Here is a 12970-nt window from a genome sequence, read left to right on the forward strand (position 1 = left end):
AAGTTGCTTCTATTGGCGGGTATGTTCAGGAGTATCAAATTGATGTGAATCCTGAATTGATGAAGCAATACGCTGTTTCACTTCAAGATGTGGTGAAAGCAGTTAAAGCCTCTAATCAAGATATTGGCGCACAAACCTTAGAAATTAATCAAGCTGAATATCTTGTACGTGGTTTGGGGTATGTAAAATCGATTTCCGATTTAGAACAGGCTGTGGTAAGTTCGCAGGCATTTACGCCCATCCGAATACAAGATATTGCCCATGTGACTTTAGGTCCGGAAGCCCGACGTGGTATTTTGGATAAAGAAGGTGCCGAAGTTGTTGGAGGTGTTGTCGTGGCGCGTTATGGAGCCAATCCGATGGAGGTCATTACCAATGTGAAGCAGAAAATTAGTGAGATGCATTCAGGATTACCGTCTAAAGTCTTAGCTGACGGTACCGTATCTCAACTCACCATAGTTCCTTTTTACGACAGAACCATACTGATACAAGAGACTCTAAATACGCTTGAAGACGCCTTGACTCTAGAAGTCTTAATTACCATTTTAGTGATTGTCGTAATGGTCTTTAATTTAAGAGCCTCCATTCTTATTTCTGGATTACTACCGGTTGCGGTGCTTATGGTGTTTATCGCGATGAAATTCTTCGGAGTAAGTGCCAATATCGTGGCTTTATCGGGAATTGCCATTGCTATAGGAACGATGGTAGATGTGGGTGTGATTTTAGCAGAAAATATCATTCGTCATTTAGAAGACAATGAATCTGATGCACCAATAAATGACGTGGTTTATCGTGCCACAACAGAAATCTCAGGAGCTATTATTACAGCGGTAATGACTACCATTATTAGTTTTATTCCGGTGTTTACTATGATTGGAGCCGAAGGTAAATTGTTTAGACCTTTAGCTTTTACAAAAACGATGGCTTTAACGGCATCTCTAATTGTGGCTCTGTTTTTAATTCCACCATTTGCAGCTTTTATATTTAGAAAACGGCCTATAAAAAAACAGTTTACGCTTGTTGTAAACATTGTATTAGTCGGAATTGGATGTTGGGCCGTGTTTAGTGGTTATTTTATAGGTATTGTATTAGTTGCTTTTGGTGTTCTTTGGTTTTTAAAGTCAACTTTTAACTGGTCGGAATCTCGACTAAATATGATACACAGTGTTCTTGTTGCCATAACCATAGTCTGTTTACTTGCCGAATATTGGCGCCCATTAGGGGTCTCTAAAAGCATTTTTGTTAACCTGATTTTTGTGGGAGTGGTCTGTTTTGGGGTCTTAGGTTTTTTTACGGTGTTTAGAAGATATTATACGCGCATTTTAGAATGGGCTTTGGCGCATAAAATGTTGTTTTTATGTATTCCAACAACCATTGTTGTGTGTGGTTTTTATATCATGAAACATATGGGGAAAGAATTTATGCCGTCCTTAAATGAAGGGTCTTTTTTATTGATGCCAAGCGCGATGCCACATGCGGGTATAGCAGAAAGCAAGCGCATTTTACAACAATTGGATATGGCCGTGGCGAGTATTCCAGAAATAGAAACGGTTGTAGGGAAATCGGGACGAACAGAATCGGCTTTAGACCCAGCACCCTTATCGATGTATGAAAATATCATTCAATATAAATCGGAATACATGTTGAATGCTGATGGCAAGCGTCAACGTTTTAAGGTGAATGCAGATGGACTTTTTGTATTGAAAGATGGTCGATTGGTAAAGAATGTAAATGATGAAACATCTTCAAATCAAAAACATACAACAGGGTTGTCTTCTATCGATTTAAAAGTAGAAGCATCACAATTAATTCCAGATAAAGAGGGTGTATTTTATAGAAACTGGCGACCAGAAATTACATCGTCAGATGATATTTGGAACGTTATAATTGCAAAAACACAACTTCCTGGTGTGACTTCAGCGCCAAAACTTCAGCCCATAGAAACGCGACTCATTATGTTACAAACAGGGATGCGTGCACCAATGGGTATAAAAATAAAAGGACAAGATTTAAAACAGATTGAAGCCTTTGGAAAATCTTTAGAACCCATTTTAAAAGACTTAGAAGGCGTGAAAGCGGAAGCTGTTTTTGCAGACCGTATTGTAGGGAAACCTTATGTGTTAATTGATATTGACCGTGACCAATTGGCACGTTATGGTGTTTCTATAGAAACCGTTCAAAACGAATTAAAAGTAGCTGTTGGCGGTATGGTGCTTACACAAACTGTAGAAGGCAGAGCACGTTACGGGGTGCGTGTTCGGTATCCGAGAGAATTACGTTCTAGTCCGACCGATTTAGAAGGTATTTATATTCCGGTGGCTCAAGGCAGTCCCGTCCCATTAAGTGAACTGGCGACTATAACATACGAGCAGGGGCCACAAGCTATAAAGAGTGAAGATACGTTTTTAGTCGGCTATGTGTTGTTTGATACTTTAGATGGTTTTGCTGAAGTGGATGTGGTTGAAACCGCTCAGAAACTCATACAAGAGAAAATTAAAACGGGAGAGCTGGTCGTTCCTAAAGGGTTGACTTATCAGTTTACAGGGACTTACGAAAATCAGTTGCGTGCAGAAGCGACTTTACAAGTTGTAGTGCCTTTAGCTTTGGCTATTATTTTCTTGATTTTATATTTTCAGTTTAAATCGGTGTCAACCTCGCTCATGGTATTTACAGGAATTGCTGTAGCATTTGCCGGAGGATTTGTTATGTTGTGGTTATACGGTCAGGATTGGTTTTTAAATTTTAATGTGTTTGGGGAAAATCTACGGCACGTATTTCAGATGCATCCCATCCATTTAAGTGTGGCCGTTTGGGTTGGATTTATTGCCTTATTTGGAATAGCGACAGACGACGGTGTGATTATGGCAACCTATTTAACCCAAACTTTCGAAAAAAATAAACCCGAAGACATTTCAAGTATTCGCCGTGCAGCAGTGAATGCCGCAGAGAAACGTATTCGTCCGTGTATCATGACAACGGCCACCACTATTTTAGCCTTATTCCCGGTATTAACCTCTACAGGTCGCGGTAGTGATATTATGATTCCGATGTCTATTCCTGTGTTTGGAGGGATGATTATAGATGTGACATCGTATTTTATAGTTCCTGTATTATACAGTTGGAAACAAGAATTTATGCTTAAAAAACAACAGAATAAAACCGAACGCATCTCATGATAACACATCAAAAATATAATGTAATATTAGGTGTGTGCTTGCTGACTTTTGTAGGCACGATACACCCTGTATATGCACAAGATTTAACCGATTTAATTCATATGGGTTTAAAACAAAATCCGAATGTGATTAATGCCGATTTACACTACCAATTAGCGACGGAACAGGTGCATGAAGCACATGTTATTCCGAACACTGATATTAGTTTGGGGTATTTTGTTAGTGAGCCTGAAACACGAACTGGACCTCAGAAATTTAAAGCTTCGGTAACTCAAATGCTACCTTGGTTTGGAACTGTAACGGCACGCGAAAATTATGCGACATCTTTGGCAGAAGCACAGTACGAAAACATTGCCATTTCGCAACGCAAGTTAGTGTTGTCTATTTCTCAGAATTATTATCAATTGTGGGCCATAACAGAAAAACAGCAGGTGTTACAAGAGCAGTATGCGATTTTAAAACGTTTTGAAACTTTGGCTTTAGCAAGTGTTGGCGTTGGAAAAGCATCAGCAGTAGATGTTTTAAAATTACAAATGCGACAGAATGAAATTGAAGCACAAAAGCAGCTTTTAGAACAGGATTATTTAGGGGTTCAAACTAAAATTAATTCCGATTTAAATCGACATACCTCTGAATCGATTACAGTAACTTCAACTTTAGAAATTCCTACAGAGAATATATTGCAAGTGGAAAAAGTGACACCGGTGCATCCCGAACTGTTGCAATACGACAAACTGTATGCCTCTGTAGAACAATCGGAACTTCTAAATCAGAAAAACAGTGCGCCGATGTTAGGATTTGGTTTAGACTATATTGCCATAGCCGAGCGCCAAGATGGGACACTAGTTGATAACGGAAAAGATGTTATTATGCCTATGTTTACGGTTTCTATTCCTATTTTTAACACGTCCTATGCTTCTAAAACTAAACAACATGAACTTCAAAAAGACATTTATAAAACGCAGAAAACAGAAAAAATGAATGGATTAATTTCAGTCTTAGATGTTGCTGTAAAGCAAAGAAAATCAGCAAGGATTAGTTACGAGACTCAAATTAAAAATATAAATCAAGCCAAACATGCTCAAGATATTTTGATGAAAAGTTATGAAACGGGCAGTATCGATTTTGATGCAGTTTTAGAAATTCAAGACTTGCAGTTAACATATGAAATAAGAGCGATTGAGGCCACAATGGCCTATTATAATCAGCAAACATTAATCAATTACATCACACAATAAATACACAATTAAATTTTATACTTATGAAAAATGCAAAACACCTATTAGGAATCACTATTTTAGGAATCACATTACTAACGGCAACAGCATGTAAGCAAGAAGCTAATAAAACGGAAACTTCTGGACATGAGCAAGACGCTAATGTAGACGCGAAGACTGCGGTGCAAGCCAAGCCAGAATTTAAAACAGATAGTATTGCTACAGTGTTTCAGGATTATTTACATTTAAAAGATGCATTGGTACAAACAGACCATGCAGAAGCTAAAAGCGGAGCAAAGCTATTGGCTGATGACGCTACAGATGAAAGTGTGAAACGTATTGCTACTAAAATATCAGAGCAAGAAGATATTAAGGTGCAACGCGAATTGTTTTCAGAATTAACCACAGCATTAAAACCTGTTTTAGCAGCTCAAATTACTTCAGGAGAAATTTACGAGCAACATTGTCCGATGGCATTAAAAGCAGGAGCAAATTGGTTAGCAGTAGAACAAGAGATAAATAATCCGTATTACGGAGATAAAATGTTGCGTTGTGGCGTGGTACAAGAGACTATAAAATAATACAAAACTTAAAACTATGGATGCGCACGAGGAACAACATATCTTTATAAAAAACATGGTTTGCGACCGATGTAAATCGGCTGTGAACCAAATGCTTGCCGATTTGGGTGTGCCCGTGTTTCAATTAGATTTAGGACATGTGGTAACGGCTCCCATAGCTCCAGATACTTACAAGGTTTTAAGTGAGAATCTTAAAGCAGCCGGTTTTGAAATGATTCAGCAAGAAGAAGACCGACTTATTGAACATATTAAAACCATACTTATTGAAACGGTGGCGCATCCACAGCTTATTTCTCAGACCATTTCGGAAGTACTTACTCAGCACATTCCTAAGGAATATTCGGCATTAAGTAAGTTGTTTAGTAAGCATATGGGGCTAACGATTGAGAAATATGTGATACAACTGAAAATAGAAAAAGTAAAAGAATTGCTGCAATTGGGGCAATTGCAATTTACAGAAATCGCAGATGTTTTGGGGTATACGAGTAGTAGCCATTTAGCCAATCAGTTTAAAACCATCACCGGCATGTCTATGAGTACTTATAAAGCTTCAGCTGAATGGAATCGCAAAACCATCGACAAAATTGTATAAATATCATCCATAATCCTGTAAGCGGAGTAAAGGTATAAGTGGTAATTTTATAGTGTAAAATTTAGAATCATGACACATACATATAAAATATCGGGAATGACTTGTAATGGCTGTCGCAGTCATGTAGAACAGCTTTTATCGGATGTTGAAGGTGTTGAACGTGCCTCAGTAGATTTAGAACAGGCTGAAGCTACAATTGAGATGCTAACACATATTCCGATTGAGAGATTCCAAAAGGTTTTGCAAGCAGATGGGGATAGATATTCCATTGAAGTTGAGGACAAGTCTAAACAAGTTTCCGAGCTGATGACACATACATATAAAATATCGGGAATGACGTGTGACGGCTGTCGCGGTCACGTAGAACAGCTATTGTCTGATGTTGAAGGTGTAAAAAGTGCTTCAGTAGATTTAGAACAGGCTGAAGCTACAATTGAGATGACAACACATATTCCGATTGAAGAGTTTCAGAAGGCTTTGCAAGCAGATGGAGATAGATATTCCATTGAAGTAGAGGATGATTCTAAACAAGATTTAGAACTGATGACACATACATATCATGTATCTGGGATGACGTGTAACGGCTGTCGCGGTCATGTAGAACAGCTATTGTCTGATGTTGAAGGTGTTGAACATGCTTCAGTAGATTTAGAACAAGCTGAAGCTACAATTGAGATGACAACACATATTCCAATTGAGACGTTTCAGAAGGCTTTGCAAGCTGATGGAGATAAATATTCCATTGAAGTAGAGGACAATTCTAAACAAGATTCAGATGGCATGACACAAAAGTTTCACGTCGCAGGTATGACGTGTAACGGCTGTCGTGGTCACGTAGAACAGTTATTATCTGATGTTGAAGGTGTTGAAAGTGCCTCAGTAGATTTAGACAACGCCGAAGCTACGATTCGCATGACGACCCATCTTCCCATTGAGACGTTTCAAAAAGTATTGCAAGCAGATGGAGATACGTATACCATTCATCCTTTAGGACAAGCTCCAAAACCCAAACCAAAGCAAACACCTAAAGATATGGGTGCGGGCACATATTATTGTCCGATGAATTGCGAAGGTGATAAAACCTATGATACGTTTGGAGATTGCCCAGTGTGTGGTATGGATTTGGTAAAAGAACAAGGTTTAAAACCTAGTGCAACAACCTATACTTGCCCAATGCATCCAGAAATTGTAGAGGATGAACCAGGCGATTGTCCTATTTGCGGTATGGATTTAATAGCTGTAGCAGGTGAGGAGGCAGATGAAGATCCGTCTTATAAAAAGCTCCTTAATAAGTTTTGGTTGGCCGTCGGATTTACGGTGCCTATTTTTATAATAGCCATGTCCGAGATGATTCCGAACAATCCATTATACAACCTCATGCCTTTAAACTATTGGAATTATGTGCAATTTGCTTTATCGATTCCGGTAGTGTTTTATGCGACTTGGATGTTCTTTGAGCGTGCATATCGTTCTATAAAAACATGGAACTTAAACATGTTTACCTTAATAGGAATAGGAGCAGGTGTGGCTTGGTTGTTTAGTGTATTTGGTTTGTTGTTTCCCGAGGGTATTCCAGACCAGTTTAAAACAGCATCAGGAACCGTACATGTGTATTTTGAAGCGACCACGGTGATTTTAACTTTGGTGCTTATGGGGCAAATTTTAGAAGCCAGAGCTCATAAGCGCACTAACGATGCTGTTAAGGAATTACTGAAATTAGCACCCAATTCGGCCGTGCGTGTGGTTGATGGCGTAGAAGAAAATGTGTCGATTGATGCCATACAATTAGGTGATATATTACGCGTAAAACCTGGTGATAAAATACCTGTAGACGGTGCGATTACTGAAGGTGAAAGTACAATTGACGAATCTATGATAACAGGAGAACCCATTCCTATGACTAAAACGGAAGGCGACCAAGTGACTTCAGGAACTATAAATGGTAAGCAATCATTTTTAATGAAAGCTGAAAAAATTGGTGAAGATACTTTGTTGTCTCAAATTGTAGATATGGTTAATAAAGCGAGTCGTAGTCAGGCACCGATTCAGAAATTAGCTGATAGAATTTCAGGCTATTTTGTACCCATTGTTGTGGGAATTTCAATACTCACTTTTGTGCTTTGGGTCATTTTTGGTCCAGAACCTAAATATGCCTTTGCATTTGTAAATGCCATTGCCGTTTTAATTATTGCTTGTCCGTGTGCCTTAGGTTTAGCCACGCCTATGTCAGTCATGGTCGGCGTTGGTAAGGGCGCTCAAAATGGTGTGCTTATTAAAAATGCTGAAGCTTTAGAACGTATGCATCAGGTTGAGGTGTTAATTGTAGATAAAACAGGAACCATTACAGAAGGGAAACCATCGGTACAACAGGTAAAAAGTGTGTCCGAAGATTTTACAGATGCCCAAGTGCTTCAGTATATTTCATCTTTAAATACACAAAGTGAGCATCCTTTGGCAGAAGCTACTGTAGAGTATGGTAAAGCGCAACATGTGACGTTTTTAAAATCTTCAAAATTTAACTCTGTTTCAGGACAAGGTGTAGAAGGTATTATCGAACATAATAAGGTGGCCTTAGGAAATGAGTTACTGATGGAACGGGTGCAAGCCAAACTTCCTTCAGCCATACAATCAGAACTTTTGGCTTTACAACAACAGGGGCAAACGGTGTCCTTTTTAGCTGTAAATGGCGATTTGAAAGGTTATATCACTATAGCCGATAAAATTAAAGCTAGCAGTAAAAAAGCTATTCACGAATTACAAGCCTTAGGTATTGATGTAATGATGCTTTCGGGGGACCATGAGACTACGGCTAGTGCAGTGGCTAAAGAATTGGGGCTAGAACATTATAAAGGAGGGATGTTGCCTCAAGACAAATTAAGTGAAGTTGAAGCCTTACAAAAGGCAGGAAAAGTTGTCGCTATGGCAGGTGATGGTGTGAATGATGCGCCAGCATTAGCTAAAAGTGATGTGGGTATTGCTATGGGAACAGGAACCGATGTGGCAATTGAAAGTGCTGCAATTACTTTAGTAAAAGGGGATTTACATGGGATTGTAAAAGCCAAAAAACTGAGTAATAACGTTATGAGAAACATCAAACAAAACTTGTTTTTTGCACTGATTTATAATTCGGTGGGTGTACCGATTGCTGCAGGTGTGTTATATCCGTTTTTCGGAATATTATTGTCACCTATGATTGCTGCATTAGCGATGAGCTTTAGTTCTGTGTCTGTTATTGCGAATGCTTTAAGGTTAAAATCAAGTAAGATTAATTAATAATTATGAAAATCTGTAATCCTTCATTAAAGGACTGACATACAGAATTTGTTATTCCTCATTTTCAAATTATAGGGAACTAAAATGAATTTTGTTTGGGCTTATGATAATTACAGATAGTCTATAAAAACTATTTATCATGAAAAATTCAAACACACATAAAAATCCGTACAAAACATTTTTTATTATGCTTGGCTGTTCATTTGTGGCCATGTATATCACAATGTATTTAAATACATATGCCATAGACCATGTGTATTTTAGTTTAACACGATTCTATATGTCCTGTTTAGGGATTTCGGCAATGGCTGTAATTATGTTGGCATTCATGCTTAAAATGTATAAAAATAAAAAAATGAACCGCGCCATCGTCGCAGGTAGTTTGGTGTTATTTATTACAGCATTATCCTTGGTTCGTGCACAAAAACCAATTGTAGGCGACCTGTTGTGGTTGAAAGCGATGATTCCGCATCATTCTATAGCTATTCTTACCAGTGAACGTGCCGATATTAAAGACCCAGAAGTGAAACAATTGGCAGAAGATATTATTGAAGCGCAAAAGAAAGAAATTGAAGAGATGAAAGGGATGATTAAACGATTAGAAAATAAATAATTAGAATGAAACATCATTATATATATGTTGCTTTAGCATTAGTTGTCGGGCTGTTTTTAGGGTATGTGCTCTTTGGAACGTCTACTTCGGAAACTCATGAAACTCATGAGCATACTTCAGATGAGGTTACAAATGCCATGTGGACCTGCGCTATGCATCCTCAAATTATGAAAACGGAGGCAGGCGATTGTCCGATTTGTGGGATGGAATTAATTCCTGTAACCACAGATGCCAGTGGTTTAACAGCACAACAATTCAAGCTGACTAAAAACGCTGAAGCTTTAGCAAATATTACAACCTCTGTTGTGGGGGAAACGAATGATACGTCTCAACATTTAAAATTATCAGGAACAATTCAAGTGAATGATGATGAGTTATTTATTCAGCCCGCACATTTTAATGGCCGGATAGAAAAATTATATGTCACCTCTCTCGGGCAGCAGGTCCATAAAGGTCAGTTGGTTGCCAAAGTGTATTCTCCGGAGTTAATTAATGCGCAACAAGAATTAATTACGGCTTATCAATTAAAATCAACTCAGCCTGAATTGTATAATGCGGTACGTAATAAATTTAAGAATTGGATGATTCATGATGAGCAATTGCAAGATATCGAAACCTCTGGAGAGGTTATTACCCAATTTAAAATATACTCGCATGTGTCGGGAACGGTTTCCGAAATTTCAGCGAAAACAGGCGACCATATTATGGATGGAAAAGCGATTTTTAAAGTCGCTAATTTAAATACGGTTTGGGCGACGTTTGATGCGTACGAATCTGATATTAATAGCTTAAAGGTTGGACAGTTGATAGATGTTTCAGTAAAATCTTATCCTAATACAAAGTTTCAATCTAAAATAACTTTTATAGACCCGATATTAAATGCATCGACGCGTACTGTGAATGTTAGAACGGTGTTACAAAATACAGAGCACTTATTTAAGCCAGGAATGTTTGTGGAAGGTGTCATTAAAACTAATAAAGATACCAACACGAAGGTTAAGATTACTATTCCTACTTCTGCAGTGATGTGGACAGGAAAGCGCTCTATAGTGTATTTAAAAGTCAGTATAGATGCACCTGTTTTTGAAATGCGTGACATCGTACTTGGAAATAAAATAGGGGAGACTTATCAGGTTTTAGAAGGATTAACTGCAGGAGATATAATTGTTACTCATGGTACGTTTACAGTTGATGCTGCGGCACAATTGCAAGGAAAAGCTTCTATGATGACAAAAAAAGACACTCATACGATTCAGACTAAACCTATGGCTTCGGAACAATTTCAAGAGGTGCCTGAATTATTTCAGAATGCCTTAGGAAATGTGTTAGTTGCTTATATCTCGTTAAAAGATGCGTTGGTGGGAAGTGATTTTGAATCGGCTATGCTACAATCAAATCAGGTATTGGAAATGTTAAATGCAGTAGATGGACATACTATTTCTAATCGTCCAGAAATGATGAAAACATGGTTAGCGATATCATCGCAGATGAAAAAGGATTTATTTGATATTCAAAATGTTACTGAGCTGGAATCTTTGCGTTTACAGTTTTCTAAATTGAGTTTAGATTTAAAAACGTTGATAGAAAATTATGGTGTTTCGCAAAAAGTGTATGTGCAATTTTGTCCGATGGCCAATCAAAATGATGGCGGATATTGGTTGAGTTTATCTGCAGATATATTGAATCCGTACTACGGAGAGCGAATGTTAACATGTGGCGAAAATGACAAAATCGTAGGGTAAAAAAGGTGTGTTTTTTATTTTATAATAAGAACTAGATTGCTTTTATAAGAATACTATAATATTTTTATAAGTAAAAACTATGGGTTATGTGCTATTGTTTAAAAATTTTAATGTTAATTTGTGTCTGTTTTAATAACATAATTAATTAAAAAATTAAATAATGGAAGTCTTATTAGATAATGTAATACCAGAGAATCATCCTCGAATGTTTACAACAAATGCTTCAGAACATAAAGAATTAATTAAAATTAAACAGGCCATAATGGCGTTAGACGGTGTAGAGTCTGTGGAGTTTATGGATGTTGTTTTTCCTAAACAATTTAGAGTATCGGTCTCTAAGATGATTGAAGTTAGGTTTATTGAAGAAGCCGTTAACGATGTCGGTTTTAATGCAATACCAAGGGAATATTTATCCTTTTAAATATAAAAAAAAGCTAGTCTATAACAGACTAGCTTTTTGCTTTTATAATATGTAGTGAAGTGTTAGCTTATTTTAATCCATACAAGGTTACATCTGCAGTACCATTTAAAATACCTTTAGTATCGTACCAAAATTCTATACTTCTTAATTTACGTTTACCACCTACTAAATCTATAACGCGGCTTTCTCCATTTTTAGGAATCGTAAAACGCGTTTCAACTTTTTGAGAAGCTCCAGCTTCATAATTCACTACTAAACGGTGCATGTTTACAGGAGCATCTTTCACTTTAAATTTAATTTTTCGGTACGAATCGAATGGTCCGGGCACATTAATTTTATCGTGATCTCCAGTATGTTTAGCATGTGTAGTTCCTAATTTTACCCAACCTACAGCTGCTGTCTTATGTACAACAGGTCTTGTTTTTATGTTTCGTTGTGCAGAAACATATTGTAGGCTAAATAGGCATACGGCAAATGTTGCCAATAAGGTTTTGATTGTCATTTTCATAATAGCGGTGTTTACATGTTGGTTTATTGGTATAAATATACAGAAAACATGAATATAAGTATGTTTTTTGAATGTTACTAAAGACAGTGTATTATATGATTTTTTTGATGACCCGAAGTTTATGAGTATGCGTATTTTTATCTACGTTATAAATACCCGAATGGTCTAATCTGTCTATTCTAACCTTACCGTGCGCATGAATAATATAATTGTCGTTCATAATAATTCCTACGTGAACTATTTTACCTTCATTATTGTCGAAAAATGCAAGATCTCCAGCTTCACTTTCTTCAATAAAACTTAGAGGTTCACCTTGAGTAGCTTGTTGAGATGCATCTCTAAATATTTTATAACCATTAAGTTTGTAAACCATTTGAGTTAAACCCGAACAGTCTATTCCAAAAGGAGTTTTTCCACCCCATAAATAAGGCGCATTTAAATACGTTAAGGCTGTATTTATAAGGTTAGATTTTGGAAGAACAGAGTCTGAAATACTTCCATCGTGGGTATGATTTAGAATGTCTAAACTATTTAAAGTAGCGCCTAAAGGAACCGTGTAGAGCTGATCGTTTTCATCGTTAACAAACTCGACTAAATCGGTAGCTATTTTAGGTTGTTCCTCATTTAATTTGTAGTAAATGTCTTCAGTTATCTCAAAATATTGTTTGGTATCAATCCACCCTTCATACTTATCGAAGGCCAAACGGATTCTACACCAGTTTTTTCGTTGTTCTAAAACTTTAAAATGTTCCCCATAGAGTACCTGAGAGACAAGCTCTGAAGCATCAGAAGGTTCTATTCTTAAAGGGACAATGCTTAAATTACAAACGCCGTATTGCATTAATTA

General features: G+C 37.2%; 10 protein-coding genes and 1 pseudogene. 9 read left to right on the forward strand and 2 right to left on the reverse strand.

The annotated features are described in order from the left end of the window. From AST99_RS17645 to AST99_RS17680, 9 genes and pseudogenes are all read left to right on the forward strand, one after another. Positions 1-3176 (forward strand): efflux RND transporter permease subunit (locus AST99_RS17645; protein WP_057784063.1); only part of this gene is annotated, 3176 nt, incomplete at its 5' end. Continuing rightward, on the forward strand, positions 3173-4414 hold the full coding sequence (locus AST99_RS17650; RefSeq protein WP_157486453.1) for a TolC family protein: 1242 nt from the start codon (positions 3173-3175) through the stop codon (positions 4412-4414). The genes AST99_RS17645 and AST99_RS17650, both read left to right, overlap by 4 nt. 23 nt (positions 4415-4437) lie before the next feature. Continuing rightward, on the forward strand, positions 4438-4974 hold the full coding sequence (locus AST99_RS17655) for a DUF3347 domain-containing protein (RefSeq protein WP_057784064.1): 537 nt from the start codon (positions 4438-4440) through the stop codon (positions 4972-4974). A 16-nt stretch (positions 4975-4990) separates the two neighbouring features. After that, on the forward strand, positions 4991-5566 hold the full coding sequence (locus AST99_RS17660) for a helix-turn-helix domain-containing protein (protein WP_057784066.1): 576 nt from the start codon (positions 4991-4993) through the stop codon (positions 5564-5566). Positions 5567-5635: 69 nt separating this feature from the next. Next, a pseudogene (locus AST99_RS18970) lies at positions 5636-5758 on the forward strand (heavy-metal-associated domain-containing protein); the annotation flags it as partial. Positions 5759-5872: 114 nt separating this feature from the next. After that, positions 5873-8839: a heavy metal translocating P-type ATPase gene (locus AST99_RS17665; RefSeq protein WP_209542135.1), complete on the forward strand. Its 2967-nt coding sequence runs from the start codon at positions 5873-5875 to the stop codon at positions 8837-8839. A gap of 139 nt (positions 8840-8978) precedes the next feature. Next, a complete protein-coding gene (locus AST99_RS17670) occupies positions 8979-9452 on the forward strand; it encodes a DUF305 domain-containing protein (RefSeq protein ID WP_057784068.1) in 474 nt (157 codons plus the stop codon). A 5-nt stretch (positions 9453-9457) separates the two neighbouring features. Further along, positions 9458-11194 (forward strand): efflux RND transporter periplasmic adaptor subunit, encoded by a 1737-nt coding sequence (locus AST99_RS17675; RefSeq protein WP_057784070.1) that lies wholly within the window; start codon positions 9458-9460, stop codon positions 11192-11194. A gap of 160 nt (positions 11195-11354) precedes the next feature. Then, on the forward strand, positions 11355-11615 hold the full coding sequence (locus AST99_RS17680) for a hypothetical protein (protein ID WP_057784072.1): 261 nt from the start codon (positions 11355-11357) through the stop codon (positions 11613-11615). A 67-nt stretch (positions 11616-11682) separates the two neighbouring features. On the opposite strand, the gene AST99_RS17685 is transcribed toward AST99_RS17680, so the two are convergent. Together AST99_RS17685 and AST99_RS17690 are read right to left on the reverse strand one after the other, a co-directional pair. Beyond that, entirely contained in the window at positions 11683-12123 is a 441-nt protein-coding gene (locus AST99_RS17685; protein ID WP_057784074.1) for a hypothetical protein, read from the reverse strand. 91 nt (positions 12124-12214) lie between these two features. Further along, on the reverse strand, positions 12215-12964 hold the full coding sequence (locus tag AST99_RS17690; protein ID WP_057784077.1) for a C40 family peptidase: 750 nt from the start codon (positions 12962-12964) through the stop codon (positions 12215-12217). Positions 12965-12970 lie beyond the last annotated feature (6 nt).

The organism is Formosa algae (assembly GCF_001439665.1).
In the GTDB taxonomy this organism is placed as follows: domain Bacteria; phylum Bacteroidota; class Bacteroidia; order Flavobacteriales; family Flavobacteriaceae; genus Formosa; species Formosa algae.